This is a genomic window from Blastopirellula sp. SH421 (genome assembly GCF_057808535.1).
The window spans coordinates 5,995,595-6,013,656 of the sequence record NZ_CM173712.1 but is presented as its reverse complement, the minus strand read 5'-3'; the positions used below and the strand labels follow the sequence as shown (position 1 = coordinate 6,013,656).

Below are 18,062 nucleotides of genomic sequence, written 5' to 3'. Positions count from 1 at the left end.
TCGGCTTAACGTTACAACGGCGGCAAGTTCAGCTTGCGGATTACCTGAATCGACAGGAACAGGTGACGCGGGTTGTCCTTCAAAGCAACGAATCCATACTTCTCATAAAAGCTCCGGGCACTTTCGTTGATGGCGTCGACCTCGACGGCTCGGATTCCGATTTTTTGGGCGAGATATTCCGCTCGGCGGAGAGCGTCGATTAGTAAGTGCTCTCCCATGCCTTTTCCCTGCATCGAGAGATCAACTGCCAGTCGACCGATCAGTACCACAGGCACGCTGATCCTGGGCAAGCCCTTTGCCTGGTCTTCCGGCAGGGCGTCATAGGTGACTGCATGATTCGAGAGGGCGTAGTAGCCTTTCACGGTCGCCTGGTTCTCTTCCACCAGCACGTAAGTCCGGGCCAGGTCTTTCTTCTCGAATTGGCTGACCTTAGTAGTTAGCCAGTCGTTGAGCTGAGGGACGCCGCAATCAAACTGGGTGCGATCATGCCGAGTGCGGTCGAACGGCTCGATGCTCCACTTGGGTTGGGGGCTCTTAGCCACGTCGTTTTCCGTATCGCCGAGCTGCTGCTTTGAGAGCAGCGTTGGGCTTCGCATCGGCGTCTTCAAGGGCGGCCAAGAAACGGTCCCGATCTCGTTGAGATAATTGTGTGACCTGAGCCGCCTGCAGGATCTGGCGAGCTTCCTGGACGACGGTCGAGATGGTGAACTCGCTTACCGTTTGGCCGAGAGCGGCAGCGGCCTCTTCGATGGTTTGCTTCAGTTCGCTGGAGAGACGGACATTGATCCGAGCATCCGCTTTCGTGGCAGTCATGATTCATCTCCCGAAATACCTGTGTGGCAATCTGCTGTACATTGTACTCTGTTTTTATTGTGAGTCAAATTGCCACTTCGTGGTCCTGCTGCGTTCCGTCTCAAGGAATTGCACCTATCTGAAATCGCTAGCAAACCACCTGAATCGACAGGAACAGGTGATGAGGGTTGTCTTTTAACGAGTGGAATCCATCACACAATTAAAGTCCAATTGCTCCGAGCATGCCGAGTGATCCCAGGACGGCATACGCGATGAACAGGCCGTATAGTCCGCAGAGCACCAGGGCCTTGCGGAAGGTGAGCTGTCGGTTGTGCCACATGATCGCCAGCGTGATGCCGGTGAGCACGAATAAGCTAATGCGTAATCCGACCAAGCCAGCGATCGGTTCGCCATCTTGCGTTAACGACACCGGCCCCCAGTCCACCAAGTAAGAGTTCAACATTAACGGCACTGACAGACAGATGCAGATGTCGAAAATGTTTGACCCAAATGCGTTGGAGACGGCGCCTGAGTCGTCGCCCCGCATCGCGGAACCAATCGACAAAAAAGTATCCGGGACGCTAGAAGCGGCGGCAGCGAGAATTACCGCCACAAAAAAGGTCGGAACCCCCAACGCGACCGCGGTATGGCGGGTCGCTTCGACCAAAAAGTAACACGCGACAATCGCGATTACGGTACTCACGCCGATGATCAACCAGGCAGTCATTTGGTTCAAAGGGATTTCTGCAAAACCGAACAACGCGCCAGCTCCTTCTGGGGCATCTTCTTCTCCCTCCTCCTCATTTTCATCGAAGCTGCCAGACTTGATTTCACCGCGGATTTTGTCAACCAACAAGTAATGCACTTTGACATTTTGAGCGGCAAGCTCCGAAACGACCGTGGCGGTCGGCGTGTCGACTCCCTTGGCGGTGAAATACTCGCTCAATGCATGCAGTCGCCGACGATAGATAAGCGTGTCGCGATAAAGTTGAAAGATGTAGACAACGTACATGCCGATCAGTATTAGTCCCATCCACCAGTACATTTTGTTCTGGAAGAGGAAAAACAATAACGCAATTTCGCACATCAAGAACCAGATGCCGTCGCGGGCCAGAACTTCGTCTTCCACATCAATCGTAGGACGACTACGGCGATAATAGGCAATGGTCAACGTTACAATGGCCGGAATCAAAATCATGTTGTAGACGGCGCTTCCGGCGCAGGTAGCAATGGTCGCCCCAAATCCTTCTGCCCCTGCCGCTTCCATCGCGGCAGGATCGTCTCGCTGGACAGCGCTGACGGCGAGCACGACAAAAAATATGCCGCTGAAAAGTTCAGGCATCGAGCTGGCGATTGCGTCGAGCGTGGCTCCTCGAACCGAGCCTGGAATGCCTAGCTTTGTCCCTATCCATTGCGCCGCGTCAGCAAACGGGTCACAGGCTTGCCAGATCACAATGGAGATCACGACGACAGACGTCAACAGAAACGCCAATTGCCACGACATCAGCCAAAAAGCCCCTAGCGCAGCGGCCGAGGCAATCGCTACGCCTAAACCAATCCAATCTCCCCCGTCACTCTCTGCGAGATTGTCTTGCTGCTCACCAGAAGCCATTTGTGTACCCCGTTGCTACAACCATTAGACCGGATTTGTGATCTGCGGGACGCATTATAGGGGGGGCATTCGGCGCTCACAAGCGAACAGGATTGGGAAATCATTCCCCCCTATCCAGCCACGGCCAGACAAACGCAGCTGGTCAACGACTACGCCGCGCCAAAGCGCCCACGAAAGCCTTCTCCCAAAGTTGCCCAACTTCCACGACCAAGCACCGCCAAACCGAAGCCGATAGATCGCACGGCGCACTGAAATGTGCAAAGAAATAGCAACACAACCCTAAGACTTTGTCAAAAGGCAATCAACCAATCGCTCAAAACTCTGCGAGGTCCTTACCATTCCCACAGCTTGGAAATCGTCGCGGTCAAACTTTCTCTGTACGCCCAGAAGCAAGCAGACAAACGAAGCCTGCAGCCGATTCAAATATGGAATGAAAGACTTGCGCCTTCTTCCTTACGCATCATCCATCGACGCGATCGCCACCACTCCGGCCAACAGCAACCTCCAGCGTATCGACCGAACGAGGGCGGCCTCCTTTTTTGCCTGTCGCGAACATGGGATCAAGCCTTCACCTAACTAACACTGCAGGTCGGTCAAATCGCTCGGGTTTTGTTTTCGGTCTTCGTCGGACATCCTATGCTCCACTGGTTGATGAAGCAGACACAAGTCTTTCCAAAACCGAGGTTTCAAGAAATCGCGGTTTTCGGATAGGCGCTAAGCCAAAAATTGCGGCCTCTTAGACGCGCGATAGCACCAGGGACGAGTTGTGACCGCCGAAGCCGAAGTTGTTGACCATGGCGCTGCGGACCTGCATCTCCCGAGCTTGGTTGGGCGTAATGTCCAGCTTGATCTCGGGATCGATGTTGTCGCAGTTGATTGTGGGGTGGATCGTGCTGTGATGGATCGAGAGGGCGGCGGCGATCGTGGCGATTCCACCGCTTCCCCCGCACAAATGGCCGACCATGCTTTTGGTGCAACTGACGGCAAGCTTGTCGGCGTGGGCGCCGAACACCTTGTGGATCGAGTTGGCTTCGGCCAGATCTCCTAGATGGGTGCTGGTCGCATGCGCGTTGATATAGTCGATCTCATCGGGGTTGCGCTGGGCGTCAGAAATTGCGATTCGCATGGCGCTGATTGCACCGGCGCCATACGGATCAGGAGCAGTGATGTGATGGGCGTCGGACGACTGGCCACAGCCGGTGATTTCGCAGTAGATGTTTGCGCCGCGCCGCCGAGCGTGTTCGTATTCTTCGACGACGATCACTCCGGCGCCTTCGCCGAGCACAAATCCATCGCGATCACGGTCAAACGGTCTGCTTGCAAGTTGCGGCGCATCGTTGCGCTCTGACAGCGATCGCGCGGCGCAAAAGCCGCCCAGTCCCATCGGAGTGATCGCCGCTTCGGCGCCGCCGGTGATGATGGCGTCTCCGCGGCCGGCCAAGATTAAATCGCGGGCCATTGCGATCGCATCAGCGGCCGAAGCACAGGCCGACGAGACGCTAAACGTGGGGCCGCGCAAGCCAAAGTGGATCGAAATCGCGGCGGTCGCTCCGTTGGGCATCATGCGGGGGATCATGAACGGGCTGATTTTGCTGGGCCCTTTGTCTTGGTATTTGTCACACTCTTCTTCAAAGGTCCGCATGCCGCCGATGCCGGTCCCAAGGATGACGCCGATCCGAAACGGATCTTCTGACTCCAGCGCTAGCTGCGAGTCCTCCAGCGCTTCGATCGCAGCCGCCAGGGCGAACTGCGAATAGCGATCAAGTCGACGCGCCATTTTGACGCCGAACAATTGGTCCGGATTGAAGTTCTTTAGCTCTGCGGCAATTTGCGTACGAAACGCACCGGCGTCAAATTGAGTGATTTGCCCTACGCCAGAGTCTCCGTTACAAAGTCCGGCCCAGGTATCCGCCACGTTATTCGCCAAAGGATTGACCGTCCCTAGGCCTGTGATCACTGCTCGTCGCACGAAGTTATCCTTGTTCAGGCAATCTTGCAATTATGGAGGTTAGTTGCAGAGCGTTATCGCTTTAGCGGCGAGTTGAGCGCGGCTGCTTGTTGGTTGGTTTGTTCGCGGCGGTCGAGTTGCCGTTCGTATGGTTAGGGTCCTGGCGCTGCCGGCGGATCCGGTCGAGACGCTGACGAATCGCAGGGTCGGCGTTGGGTCCGCTGACGAGTTCAAAATTGTCGGAGAGAATCGGCTGGTTCGTTTTACGATCCACCAAGATCGGTTCGGCAATCTCGCCGGTGGTTGTGTGGACAAATTGCACGCTAGCGCCTTCCGGCGAGCAATGCTTATTTCCCCAGGTCAGCATCGACAAGAGCACCATTTGAAAGTCATCGGCTCGTTCGGTGCAAACGTATTCAAACCGCGGCGGATGTTCGTTATACAGCCGCCGCTGCAACAGGCCTGCTTTTACCAGTGAATTTAGGCGACGCGTCAGCATGTTTGGTGCAATATCAAGGCTGGTTTGAAACTCGTCGAATTTGGAAAGACCGGCCAGCGCATCACGAAGGATGAGTATACTCCACCACTCGCCAACTTGCTCAAGACTGCGTGCAATCGGACATCCCATGTCCTGAAAGCTCTTTCGTTTCATGCCGCATCCTGCTGTCTTTGTCGCTACGGCTGCTGACTTGCAGCCTGGGAATTGAAGGCCGCTGATTTATTGGATGTAACTATCTTTATGAAAGTTACGCGGAAAGACAAGCCAGGGCAGCCTTGCCGGAGCAATCGATCCAGCTTGCCGAGAGTCACGATTTTACGCGGCGGCCAGAGTTATTGCCCAAGTGATCTGCGTGGCGGGGGTGGAGTGATAGTAGATCACCACTAGTTGTCACCGCTAGTGGTCGCACCGGCGACATAGGCGATCAGGTCCGCCAGGGCTTGTTGATCGAGTACGCGCTCGAGACCTTCCGGCATCAGCGAGCGGCCTGTACTGCGCAGTTCTTCAAGTTCCTCCCGCAAAATCGATTGCTCTTTGCCTTCTGGACCGCGGAGTGTGATGTTAGCGCCGGTCTCGGCGGCCAGCATGCCGGTAAATGTGCGACCGCCGGTGGTGAACGCCGCGTATTCGATAAACTTGTCTTCTACGGCCCGATTGGGATCGAGAATCGCGATCGACAACGCTTCGGCCGATTTGTTAGTGAGGCCGGTCAAGTCGGGGCCAACGCGATGCCCTGCTCCTTCGAGCTGATGGCAGTTGCTGCACTCTTTACGGAAGATCGCTTTGCCGCGCTCGCGATCTCCGGCGATTGCGAGCGACGCTTGGTACGACTCCATCACATCGCGACGGGATGAGCTTGCCGCTGTTGCGAACAGCGACTTGGCGCGTTGGGCAATTTTCGGATCAAAGTGCTCCACCAATTTTTGGCGTGCTGAAGCATTGATCTGGTTGGCCGCGAGTCGTTCGGTTTCAATTTCGGTGAGAAAAGCGGCGCACCAATCAGGTCGAGTCAGCAGGGCCTGGGTCACAAACGTCCGCACGCTGGGGGTATATCGCATCCAGCCCTTGATAAGAATCAGAGGAATCGCGTCAGAATCGATCGAGGCCAACTGCTCGACCGCTTCTTGTTGCAAGACGAGCGTGAATTGCGGATCAAGTAATCCGGTCAGCAATTGCAGATCGGCGCTGCCGGGGGTCGCAACCCGGGCGATCAGTCGCACCGCTTGCAGTTGCGCTGCTTCCTGCGTGTCTGCTGCTTGGATCTGGTCACGTGCTAGGTTCAGCGTTGCGTCAAACCGAGCCTGAGCCGCCGTATCAAGGAACATGGATGGCGTTAAATTGCGTTTCTCAAGCGCTGCCAGCAGCTGCGTTAGCGCTGCAATCTGCCAAGGTGTGGCGGTTTCGTGCTGGGCGGGGAGCAAATTTTCGAACAGCGGAGATAAAATCCGCGGCGTTTCGGCAGCGGCCGCTATTCGTAGGAGCTCGCTCAGCAGTGCAGATGGGCGCCCGGTTTTGTTTTCTGCTGCGAGAACTGTTTGCAGCGCTGCGGCAAGATTCGCAGCATGCAACGACGTCAGCGCCGCAGAGGTGACGTAGGGATCGTCTTGATTCGCGAAGGCAAGTTGTGCGAGCAAGACGCCAGATGACGCGTCGCGCCACTCGCCGATCGAGTAAGCTAACTGCAATCGGACCTGTGCATTTTCGTCGTTGATACGTCCGGCAATCTTTTGTTGAAGCAGTAGCGAGTCGTTCAGCAGCGGCTCACCCAGGCGAATCGCGTGTCGACGGACTGCCGGATGGGGGTCTTCGATCGCCGTGGCGACGATCTCTGGCCGTAGTTGGCCTAATCCTTCGAGCGCGCCAAGGGCGTGCAGCCGCGATTGAGCACGTTCGCTGTGCAGGGCCAGTTCTTCTAGGAGAGACGCAACTTCTTTCGCTTGGCGCTGAATCAACAGGTGCTGCGCCATGTCGCGTCGCCAGCCGTTGGAACTGCGCAGCTGCTCGACCAGTTCTGCGCTGGTCAGCGCGTCAAAACGCGGGATCGGGCGACTTGGCTGTCTGACCGGAGTCACGCGATAGATGCGGCCGCGCTCATGTCCCGCGCGCAGATCAATTCTCTTTTCTTCCTCGTCGTCGATCCATTGCGGATGTTCGAGCACTAAGCGATACATATCGGCGATCCAGATCGCACCGTCTGGTCCGGTTCGAATCGCGGCGGGGCGGAACCAAGAGTCGGAGGAGGCCAAAAACTCGGACTTCTCTTCTCCGGCGGCGCTGGCGGCGGAATAGCTGAGATCGCTAGGCGTTAGCACCGTGCGATGGACCAAGTTGTGGACCGGCTCGCTGGTGAATACGTTTTGCTCAAAGAGGGGGCCGAAGAGATCATCGCGATAGATGGTGATGCCGTTGGCTGACGTCAGTCGACTTGGCTCGCCCGGCGGAGGAGGTTGATAGCCAGACCAGTGGCTCAGGATGCGACTACGGGGATAGATCGGCGTATTGGCGACGCTGGAGATCATGTGGTACGGATCCGGCGCAGCCACATTCGGATTGCGAAGGTGGTAACGATCTTCGACCAAGTAATGATAGGCGGCCGCCGAGTTGTTGCATCCAAACCAATTGCCCCAATCGTCGGTGGCGCGGCCAAACTGGCTTTGGCCGGCGACCGCTTCCAGCGCTCCTGTATCGGGTCGAATGCGGAGATCTCGCCCGCCGATGGCGATTGTTTTGCCGGTCTTGGTCGATCGAACGGTTCCGCCGCTATCGCCGTTGGCGACATAGATCCAATTGTCGACGCCGCGCCAAAAGCCGTTGACGCGGTGTTGCTGATTGCCTTCGCCAAAGCCGGTATACAGCACCTCACGGTGATCGGCCAAGCCGTCGCCGTCGGTGTCTGCGGCATAGAGGATATCGGGCGCCGCTGAAATTAACACGCCTTGGCCCCAAGGCAGTACTCCGGTTGGGAAGTTCAGCTCGTCGAGAAACAGCACCGACTTGTCATATTGGCCATCGCCGTCGGTATCTTGCAGATAACGAACTCTTCCGCCTGGCTTGCCGTCGATGCCGAGTGGGTAGTCGGCCATCTCCACCACCCAAAACTTGCCATCGGGGCCCCAGTCAAACGAGACCGGATCCATCACCAGCGGCTCGGCCGCGGCCAGTGTGACCTGGTAGCCGGGCTGCACGCGGAGCGTCGCTTGCGATGCGTTGGGTGACTTGGGTTCAGTATCAATCGGTCGCAGCATCTCCACAAAGGAGAGCCGATCGACTCCATCCGGCAGCCGCGCCGTCTCTTCGTTTTGCACCCAGAGAAAGTTGTTGGCGAACCAGGCGCCGTTGTTGGTTCCAACTCGAGAGATCATCGGGATGGCGTCAGGATCTTGACGTAAACCGGCCGAAACTTTGCGGGACCAGCCTTGTTCGATCGAGTGAAACAAATGGAGCGAATAGCGAATCTCATCCGAGAAGATGACGTCGTCAAAGCCATCTTCATCAATATCGAAAAAACGGAGACCAGCGTCGAGTCCGGCGCCAAAGACAATCTCGGTTTGGGCAGGCAGCGTGAAGGGGAGCAATTGCCACGTTTTTTGCGAGGCGCTCCAGCGAAATATGGCCTGATCGCCGTGGGCGCCGGCGATCAACTCGCAGTTGCCATCTTGGTCGAGATCACGCAGGCGCACGCCGGCGTCGATTCCGGCGTGGGCCAATGCGAGCGGTTGACCGGCCAGTGTTAAGCCTTGCAGCAACTGGTCATCGGCTTGCCAAACGTCGCCGGTAAATCGCCAGGCGCCGGTCTGGTGTTCGTCGTGGGCGATTGCGATCACTTGATCCTCCAGAATGCCAAAGCGCACGCCGCAGGTATGACGTGACTGCTGCGCAGCGATGCTGACAAGCTTCGCCGGGAAGGGGAACTCTTTCCAGCTACGCGTCTTGGGGTTCCAGATACGAGTAAGTTGCAGTTGATCATTGCCGATCACTACATCCATGTATCCATCCGCGTTCAGGTCTAGCAGCCGCACCCCGTTGTCGCCGCCATCGGCCGCACGCAGTGATTGTCCGGCAAGTAGATGCTGGTTCATTCGGTCCAAACAATCATGAAAATTGAGGAACGCGATCCGCGGACCATGCTTTTCGACGGCGTGATCAATGATCTCGACCATCTGGTCCGAGCGAATCCAGTTTCCGGTATGAAACACAAAGCTAGCGGCGCCTTGTTTGATAACGGTCGCGTCGAGCGCCGCTTTCCAGTCGGCGATGGTTTGGGGATTCTTCGCGCCTTGTAGATTGAAGCCTTGCCAGTCGTCGGGGACCGTGCAGGGAAATTCCCAGATCTTGTCGCCCACCACGTAGGGATAAGGATAGTTTTCGATCTTGTTTACAAACGACGGAAAGGGAAGGTACTTCGCCAACCGGCCTCGCCCATCGGGATCGACGACCAACTCTCGAGGCAACGCCGGATCGTCGGCAGTTAGCAGCGCTACGACCGACGTGTCGATTTGCAGGAAGTTGCCTTGTGCGGTCGTTTGGTTGAGAATCTCCGCAAATGCTCGCGGGCTGGGCGTATTTTGCGAGTCCATGCAAGGAAAACGAAACGCCGTCGGGCTGTTGTTAGGAATCGTAGCCAGCATGTCCACACAGCGCTCGTAGGTGCTTTTGGCCGCGGCGAAGTTGCCGCCTTGCAGGCAGGGACAAGGATGATCAGCCGTATGTGCGTCGAGATTGACCCCTTCGGCGATCCACTGCTGAAGTCGCTGGTCGTTGGGGTCAACCCAATTGGTCATGATGCTAACAGACGCTTGACCATTGATTTTTTTTAAGCGTTCAAAAATGGGACGCAAGTACGACTCGAAATGGCCGATGTCGCGCAAGTCATCAACAGCCAGCACGACCACGGCTTCTGCCTGGGGATCACCAATCCATTGAGGAGTGGTTAACTTGGCGAAGGCTTGATGCGGGTAGTAGGGTGAGTTGTCATCTAGGTAGGTCAGACGATTAGCGTCTGCTGCCAGCGCAGGAGCGACGCAGGCAACAGAGAAGAGAAGGAAGACTTGACAAATCAAGGACGTATTCATTGCGAATGCTCGTGAATTCTAAGACCGCGGCGCAGCGGCCGCTTGCAGATGGTTCGGCACTCTCAAGGTGACCAAGCATATCGCGTTATATCGATGCAAAATGCCTTTGCAATAGTTGGCAGCTAGAATTGACGCAAAAATGCCGCTATCAGGCGTTCGTTTTCGATCTCGCCGCAGCATTTTGATTTTCGCGATGCAGAACATGAAGAAGTTTGCGAAGCCGTGGGCGATTCAGTACGATACGGCGTCCGTGCAATCATGATTTGGATGCGGATTCGATTTCCTGCCTTACTCCCTCCTCATTGAGATGCCAATCTGATGTCGCATTCGGCACGCAACTTGTGGGATCGTCGATCCTTTCTGCAACAAACGTTGAGCGGAGTCGCTGGGCTCGGCTTGACCGGCGCTGCCGTTCCCTTGTTTGCTTCGTCCACTTCGCCTGACTTCGCGGTGGGCGAAGGAGTTGTTGATACGACACCACCCAGCGGCGTTGAGTTAGCCGGTTTCCATCGCCCTCCAGGCAGCGAGCGTGTCGCCACCGGCGTTCGCCAGGCCACGACGTCGCGAGCCATCGTGATTCGTAGTGGCGAATCAAAGTTTGCCTTAGTCTCGTTGGAGGTGATCTGCGTTCCTCGAGATTTCACTCAGCGGGTTGCGGCGCGCGTTAGCAAAGAGATAGGGATTCCCTCGCAAAATGTGCATATCACCGCGACTCATAGCCACTCGACTCCGACCTTTGTCTATTTAAGACAGTGGGGCAAGATTCCGACCGACTACATGGCCAAGACCGAAGACTCTGTGGTGAAGTCAATCGTCATGGCAAACCAAGATCTCGCGCCGGCAGAGTTGTTCTACGGCAAAGCCCAAGCAGTCGGGGCAAACTTCAATCGCACCTCCAAGACCTACAAAACCGACGCTGATTTTGCTTCCGGTTCAACCGACGACCAGCGCTGGCTGGATACGTTGATGCAGACGCTGCGCTTTCAGCGAAGCGGTGGAAAGCCTGACATTATTTGGTATCACTTTTCTTCTCATCCGGTTTGCTATGCCGATTCGCTCTCTGGTCCTGACTGGGTCGGCATAGTGCGACAGCAGGTGAAAGAGTCGGAAGGGGTAGAGCCTGGTTTTTTGCAAGGGCATGCAGGCGACGTAAATCCAGGCGATGGAACTAAGTGGATTGGCGGTCCCGAGCAATCGGCCGCAGCCACCTATGCAGCAGTGAAAAGTGCGTTGGGGGCATCGGTGTCGGTTCCTGTGAAATCAATCAAAGGGATCGCCGGCACTTGCGATCTTCCTTTGGACGCCCAGCGGCTGAAGCGTGACGTCGATGCCTATCGTCAGGACCCTGCTGCTTGCAGCAGCGGCGTGTGGGTGGATCCGCCGTTTGCCGCCGCATGGTATGCCGCCGCCAAAGACTGGCCGCTGACGAAGCCTGCACTAGACATGCCGATGTCCTGCCTGGCATTAGGGCCGATCGGACTGCTCTTCCATTCCGCAGAACTCTACAGTTTTTACGGATTGCAGATTCGTCACGCGTCGCCGTTCGAGCAGACGTTGGTCGTCGGTTACACCGATCATAGTGTCGGCTACGTGACTGACCCGGCTGCTTATCAAGCCCAGGAATACGCGGCGATCGTCGTGCCTAAAATTCTGGACTTGCCTTATTTCACGCCGAACGCTGGGCGAGAGTTAGCCGCTTCCGCCGGCGAAATGTTGCAGCAACTGGCCAAGTAGCTCACTTCGCCGCTTTTTTCTCAGAATTGATCTTGCGCCAGTTGTTGTCCTGGGGATAGATCTTATTCCAATCATTTTTCATATCGACGATCAGCCAGCCACGCTGCGGCGCTTGATCGAGCGCCTTGTCGAGCTGGCCGATGTGCGAATCGCGATCGTACGCCCATTCGCGTTGGGCGTCGGTATGGTGAACGATTAATCCCAAGCTCGGCCTTTTATCGGCTGTGTTGCGAGGAATCGTCGTGTACTGCAGCATCTGCATGTCACCGTCCGAGTTGCCGGCCGCAAAGATCGGGCGTCGGCCGATATGCTGATAGATGCCAACCGGCTTGCCCACCTTGTCGTCGATAAAGTCAAGCTTCTCAAGCTTCAGAATCGTCGGCACGCCGTCGATCAGCTCAAACTTGGCGTCAAGCGAGGATCCCACCACTTGTTCTGGCGGAATGCCATAGGTCTTTTCGGAAAGGACTCGCACAAAATCGATGCCGCCACCGGTCACGATATAAACCTTGAAGTCATTGGCGCGCAGATAGTCGAGCAGTTCCAACATCGGTTGAAACACCATCTCGGTAAAAGGCTTGCCGGTTTGCGGGTGTTTGGCGGTCGCCAGCCAATCGCGGACCGAGCTCTGAAATGCATCACTGTCGACGTTCGCATGAGAAGCGAAGATGATTTTCGCAAGTCCCGGCATTCCGGCGGCCATGACACCCTTCATGTCCCCCTTCAAAACGCTCGCGAAAGGTTCGGTGGTGCTCCACTCAGGATGCTTGGGCGCCAGTTTGCGGACCTGATCTAGCGCATAGAACCCTTGGAAGTAAATCGCCTGTTCGCTCCAGAGCGTGCCATCGTTGTCAAACGTCGCAATCCGCTCGGCCGCCGGCACAAAGTCAGGCGAGTTCTTGTCGGTGACGCGCTCCACAAATTGAAGGATCGCGGTCTTGGACTTCCCCTCGTTCCAAGAGGGGAGCGGATCAGCCGGAGTCGCCGGCTGCGCAAGTGCGCTGCCGGTGACTGTGATGATCATGATGCCGGTAAGAAGCGAAATATGTTGCGATCGCAAGATCCGCTCTCCTTTAGTTGCCGGTTGGGAGAGGAATATTGACGCCGTCTTTCTCGAGCTGTTCTCTTGCCCATTGGAACCGCTCGTAATTGGAGAGCGTGATTGGGCCGGTGTAAACTTCGCTCTGCATTTTACGCGGCGGATACTTGACATAGGTCTTCATCTTTTCTTCCACGGCCGCGCTGATCGTGACCAATGTCCAGGTACGCTCTGTGTAGTTATTCATGAAGATGTCGTAGCGTTCCTGCGGATCGGCCCAGAGGTCGAAGATTTGAGGAACGGTGGCGACATACTTCTCGGGGCCTTTCCAGCCAAGGTTCGAGTCGACCGCGAGGCCGCCAGTCGCTTGGCCGTTATCACCACGCAGGTTGAAGAGTGCCTTGTAGTTGCCAACACGAGCCGCTCCTGGAGAAAGTTCGTTCTCGGTAAAGTAGAACCAGGAATCGCGTTTGCTTTTGCCAGCGCCGGTCAGCACAGGCGTCATGTCGTAACTATCAAACATCATTGGTTCGCCTTCGCGATCCTTCTCGGGAAGTTCCACGCCGGCCACTGCGGCGAAAGTCGCCATGAGGTCGAGCCCACCGAGGATATCGTGATTTCTCACACCCGGCTTGATCTTGCCTGGCCAAATCGCGATGGCTGGAACGCGATTACCACCTTCACGAACGGTCCCTTTAGTCCCGCGGAACGGCGTGTAGCCTGCATCTGGATAGACGTCTTGCCAAGCTCCATTGTCGGTGGTGTAGAAGACCAGCGTATTCTTATCCATTCCGAGTTCTTTGAGCTTGTCCATGATTCGACCGATGCGCGTATCTAGCTCGACGATCGAGTCGGCAAATTTCGACTTCGAGAGCGATTTGTGCTCGAACTCAGGCGCCGGGAGGTTCGGCTGATGGACCTTCATAAAGTTGACGTTGATAAAGAACGGTTCGCTCTTGTCCTTGGCCGCTTCGTCGAGAAACTCGATCGCAGCCTTCTCGACGTAGCTGTCAAAGTAAGGGATTCCGACGACGCCGTTGGGATAGTTGACGCCGTGCAACGTGACATTCTCGTCAGGTTTGTCAACGTATTGGCCGTTGATCTTGAAGTCTTCAACCGGCTTCTCGCCTGCTTTGCCAGAGAGTGCGCCCATTGTCACCTTTTGGAACATGGCTCGCAGCTTGGGATCCATATCGGGGAACCAAGTCGGATCGGCATACGTGTATGCGTTGAGGTGGTACAAACCACAGTATTTCATCTCATCGTAGCCATGAGCGTTCGGCAATGCGTAATCCGACTCGCCAAGATGCCACTTGCCGGTGAAGTAGGTCTTGTACCCTCCCTTCTTTAGAACAGACGCAAGCGTCCACTCTGCTTTGGGCAGTCCCCCGCCCTGTCCCTGGAAGGCGACAGTCGTCATGCCGCTGCGATTGGGGATGCGTCCAGTTTGCATCGCTGCTCGACCAGGGGTGCAGCTGGGCTGTGCATAGAAGGAGAAAAAAGTCATCCCCTCCGCAGCCATCTTATCAATGCTGGGAGTCGGCATGCCGCGGCCTTCACCGCCGCCGTAAGGGCCAAGATCACCGTACCCAGTGTCATCAGAAACGATAAATAGAATGTTGGGCTTATCCGCTGCGGAGGCGAAAGAGACGCCTATGAAAGCCAGAATTACTACTACGGGACAATGCTTTATCATTGGTAATTCATCCCTCTGTTAGTCTGCGGATGAGATGCAGAAAAGTTGATGTGACACTATCGAATGTCGTCGCAACCCTCAAAAGTATAGACCATATTCAGACAAAGAAAACGAAATAATGGTGAGTTAGTTGCTCGATTGCGGATTGAAATTTGGGCAAAAAAAAAGGCCGCTGTTGCGGCCTTTTTAAGTTGATTGACGATACATCTAGCGCATCACGATTAGCGTGCGAGCGCCTTAATGACCGCGTCGCCCATTTCGACTGTCGTCACTTTATGGCAACCTTCGACCATGATGTCGGCCGTTCGTAGGCCTTGGGCCAAAACGGTTTGCACTGCCGCTTCAATCTGTTCGCCCAGTGCGACCGATTCGAGCGAGTACTTCAGCAGCATTGCGAAGCTGAGGATTGTCGCCAGTGGATTGGCAATTCCTTGACCAGCGATGTCAGGCGCCGAACCATGGACCGGTTCGTACAAACCGGGCGAGCCTGGGGCGCCGAGCGCCGCCGAAGGCAACATTCCTAGCGATCCGGTCAGCATCGCCGCTTCGTCCGATAGGATATCGCCAAACAGGTTGTCGGTGACAATCACATCAAACTGCGATGGACGACGGCAGAGCTGCATCGCGGCGTTGTCGGCGTACATATGCTCGAGAGTAACATCGGTATAGTTTTCGGCATGCAGACGTGTCATCTCTTCGCGCCAGAGCTTGCCAGACTCCATCACGTTCGCCTTTTCGCAAGACGTGACCTTCCCTTGGCGCTTCCGAGCGATCTCAAAGGCGACCTTGCCGACGCGGCGAATTTCGGACGTGGTGTAAACCTGCGTGTTGACTCCGCGGCGTTCGCCGTTGCCCAGGTCTTCGATCCCGCGCGGCTCACCAAAGTAAACGCCGCCGGTCAGCTCGCGGACGATCAAGATATCAAGACCCTTGACGATCTCTGGCTTTAGAGACGAAGCGTCAATCAACGCGTCAAACACGATCGCCGGGCGAAGGTTAGCGAACAAGTCCAGCTGCTTGCGAATCTTCAGCAGCCCTGCTTCGGGTCGAATGTTGTAATCGACATTGTCCCATTTTGGACCGCCGACGGCGCCCATCAAAATGGCGTCCGACTTGCGAGCCGCCGCTAAGGTCTCGTCACGCAGCGGAACCCCATAGGCGTCGATCGCCGCGCCGCCAAAATAATCTTCCTCAGTCTCGATCCTCAGGTCGGTGTGATCATTGATCCAAGAGATCAACTTGCGAACCTCGGCGATAATTTCAGGACCAATCCCGTCACCGGGAAGCAGGAGGAGTTTTTTGTTCATGGTAGTTCTAAGGTGGGCAGCGTAGATAACGGACCGATCAGCAATCCCCCAGCTTACCTTCTTGCCGGTGGTCGGCGAAGGTGGGGGGTGTTTTTGTTGACGGTGGACTGCTCTAGAAAGGGGGGATTATACGGCCTCGGGGGAGGTGGAACCTTTACTTGGCTACGGTTGTTGCCAGGCGGATTCCAGTTCGCGGATTGAAAGATCTACCAACTTCGCCGCTCCTCCTTCTGCGAATGCCTTCACCGTGGCGACGTTTCCCTTGACCAAGCGGTCTTGGCTGATTGTCACCGCGCCATCATTGCCCCAGACTTCTAGCTGAGATCGATCCAGCAAAATCCGGACCTTGACGCGCCCGTCTTGTGCCGCCGATGGTGCGCCTTCCCAGGCTTGCTGCGCGACCTCATAGGTCACCAAGTTTCCGCCGATGTCGAGCCCGACGACCTTGGCGGCTTCAAGTTCAAATGTCGCTTCGATATCCAAGAGTTGCCCAGCGACTGGAATTTCTTGCGGTGCGTCTGGGATCAGAGGAGCGTCGGCCACGTGATGTCGCTTGCGATAAAGTTTTTCAATCTCTCGCACCGGAGCGGCGAACATTCGGAGTCCTTCCGCAGTGTTACGCAAGCTTAGCTCATGCGGAAAGGAAAACGCTTGGTTGAACGGCATGCCTGGCATCGCGACTTGCATCCAGGCAATCTGAATTCGTCGTCCATCCGGCGCATTATCAAAGGTCTGTGAGGCATAGAACTTGCCATAGTGCAGCTGACGCTTCTCGGTTTGATCCGGCGTAAAAGTCAGGCCGTCAAATTTGCCGAGCACATATTTGCCGTCTGCGGCGAATGTGACCCAGCGTGATTCGTCCGCGGCGTCTTCGATGGCTAGCTCAAACAGTTCGGGGCATTCAAAGTAGCCGGGAAGGTGGCTTTGTCGCTTCCAGTCTTTCAAGTTGGTGGACGTGTAAAACGACGTGTTTTGGCCCAGCTCCTTTGACTCATCATAAACAACCATCACCCAATGTCCTCCGTGCGATTTTGCCGTCTCATTCAGTGGGGTAACGTGCTGGTCATAGGCGTACCAGATCACCTTGGGGTCGCGCCCTTGGTGCCGAACAACAGGGTTATGTTCGTACCAGGTGAACGTGCGCCCCTGGTCGTTGCTATAGGCGATTGCTTCGCCGCTGCCGGTGTCGGTAAGGAACGCGACCAGCACGTCACTGTCGCCGGATTTGAAGCCAGAACTGTTTTGGTGATCGATCACGGCGCCGCCTGAGAAGCAGGCTCCCTTTGCCATCGTGCCGGGGAACAACACGTTGGGCAGCTGGCGCCAGTGAACCAGATCGCTACTAACGGCATGGCCCCAGGTCATGTTTCCCCACTCGATGCCGACCGGATTGTGTTGAAAGTAGAGATGCCATTGGCCGTCCAGATAGACCATGCCGTTGGGATCGTTGATCCAACCGACTAATTGCGAAAAATGAAACTGCGGCCGCAACGCTTCGTCATAATTTTGCGAGCTGGCGGGGATGCTGGGCGCTTGGCGAATTAGTTTAAACGCCTCTTCGTCGGCGCGGGAAGCTGCGATCGTTGCATTTTGGCCGTGGTAGTCAGCAATCGTAAAATAGGCGTACCAATCCACCGCAGCGGAATCGGTGGCCAATTCAGTCGTATAGCGGCGCACCGGTTTGCCGGCAACTTTTAATTCGACGGCAACTTTGGGGGCGCCGTTTTGGATGGGTAGCAGCAGATAGGTTTGGTCGACCGTGAAGTCGCGTGACTGCGGGCGGATCTCGAGGTCCTGGTCAGACTGGACGATCTGATCCACGCTGATATGCCCCCATCCGCCGGTTGCGTTGTCCACGATTACCAACACGGCGTCGCGCCCACGAAATTCATGGACATCCCAGGATAACGGCGCGAGCGCCTCGCTGCCGCCGGGTTCGACATTGGGGCCGACCGCTTGGCGTACTTCTGTCCCGTCGACAAGCAACTTCAGACAAGTCCGATCGGCATATCCTCCGCCGCCGATCAAAAATTTGAGGTAATCGCGTTCGATCGCAAATTTAGGGGAGGTCAAAGTACCGGTCGCCGCATCGCCGCCGTTGAATGAATTCACTAACCGCTTGCCGGTGAAGCCGGTCACGTCCATTTGGCCATTCAGCGTGCCAACTGCTGGGCCCGCGCCAAAGGCATTGCCGGTCGATCGCCAATCGCCGTAGGTCTCTGCTTCAAAATCAGCAACTAACAAATCGGGGTTCAAATCAGCAGCAGTCACAGATCCTGAAGCGTTAAGCAGGCACACAAACAAGCACAGCGAAGCAATGAGGCGCATGGGAGGCTCGAAGCAATAAGTGAGAAAAAGAGGAG

The 18,062-nt window shown here is 56.0% G+C and carries 11 protein-coding genes; 1 reads left to right on the top strand and 10 read right to left on the bottom strand.

The window, feature by feature from the left end; translation table 11 throughout:
• Nucleotides 1–11: 11 nt before the first annotated feature.
• The 6 genes from SH421x_RS24385 to SH421x_RS24360 all read right to left on the bottom strand — a co-directional run bounded on the left by SH421x_RS24385 (nucleotide 12) and on the right by SH421x_RS24360 (nucleotide 9,923).
• Nucleotides 12–542 (bottom strand): GNAT family N-acetyltransferase, encoded by a 531-nt coding sequence (locus tag SH421x_RS24385; RefSeq protein WP_488852624.1) that lies wholly within the window; start codon nucleotides 540–542, stop codon nucleotides 12–14.
• Complete coding sequence (locus tag SH421x_RS24380; protein ID WP_488852623.1) at nucleotides 535–813, bottom strand: type II toxin-antitoxin system TacA family antitoxin; 279 nt, start codon at nucleotides 811–813, stop codon at nucleotides 535–537. The genes SH421x_RS24385 and SH421x_RS24380 overlap by 8 nt, the downstream gene beginning before the upstream one ends.
• Before the next feature lie 199 nt (nucleotides 814–1,012).
• The gene (locus SH421x_RS24375; RefSeq protein WP_488852622.1) at nucleotides 1,013–2,404 is read right to left on the bottom strand and encodes a sodium:calcium antiporter; all 1,392 of its coding nucleotides are present in this window, start codon (nucleotides 2,402–2,404) and stop codon (nucleotides 1,013–1,015) included.
• Between the two features lie 736 nt (nucleotides 2,405–3,140).
• Complete coding sequence (gene fabF, locus SH421x_RS24370; protein ID WP_488852621.1) at nucleotides 3,141–4,373, bottom strand: beta-ketoacyl-ACP synthase II; 1,233 nt, start codon at nucleotides 4,371–4,373, stop codon at nucleotides 3,141–3,143.
• 61 nt (nucleotides 4,374–4,434) lie between these two features.
• Nucleotides 4,435–5,004 (bottom strand): winged helix-turn-helix transcriptional regulator, encoded by a 570-nt coding sequence (locus tag SH421x_RS24365; protein ID WP_488852620.1) that lies wholly within the window; start codon nucleotides 5,002–5,004, stop codon nucleotides 4,435–4,437.
• Between the two features lie 230 nt (nucleotides 5,005–5,234).
• Entirely contained in the window at nucleotides 5,235–9,923 is a 4,689-nt protein-coding gene (locus SH421x_RS24360; protein ID WP_488852619.1) for a PVC-type heme-binding CxxCH protein, read from the bottom strand.
• 318 nt (nucleotides 9,924–10,241) lie between these two features.
• Here SH421x_RS24360 and SH421x_RS24355 point away from each other — a divergent pair, with 318 nt between their 5' ends.
• Complete coding sequence (locus SH421x_RS24355; RefSeq protein ID WP_488852618.1) at nucleotides 10,242–11,657, top strand: neutral/alkaline non-lysosomal ceramidase N-terminal domain-containing protein; 1,416 nt, start codon at nucleotides 10,242–10,244, stop codon at nucleotides 11,655–11,657.
• 1 nt (nucleotide 11,658) lies between these two features.
• Here the strand turns inward: SH421x_RS24355 and SH421x_RS24350 are convergent, their stop codons facing one another.
• The 4 genes from SH421x_RS24350 to SH421x_RS24335 form a co-directional block, all read right to left on the bottom strand.
• Nucleotides 11,659–12,717, bottom strand: a complete 1,059-nt coding sequence (locus tag SH421x_RS24350; protein WP_488852617.1) for an HAD family hydrolase — start codon at nucleotides 12,715–12,717, stop codon at nucleotides 11,659–11,661.
• Between the two features lie 13 nt (nucleotides 12,718–12,730).
• A complete protein-coding gene (locus tag SH421x_RS24345; RefSeq protein WP_488852616.1) occupies nucleotides 12,731–14,392 on the bottom strand; it encodes an arylsulfatase in 1,662 nt (553 codons plus the stop codon).
• 221 nt (nucleotides 14,393–14,613) lie between these two features.
• Nucleotides 14,614–15,699, bottom strand: coding sequence for a 3-isopropylmalate dehydrogenase (gene leuB, locus SH421x_RS24340; RefSeq protein ID WP_488852615.1), 1,086 nt, complete (start codon nucleotides 15,697–15,699; stop codon nucleotides 14,614–14,616).
• A 162-nt stretch (nucleotides 15,700–15,861) separates the two neighbouring features.
• The gene (locus tag SH421x_RS24335) at nucleotides 15,862–17,970 is read right to left on the bottom strand and encodes a glycoside hydrolase family 32 protein (protein WP_488852614.1); all 2,109 of its coding nucleotides are present in this window, start codon (nucleotides 17,968–17,970) and stop codon (nucleotides 15,862–15,864) included.
• Nucleotides 17,971–18,062: the final 92 nt, after the last annotated feature.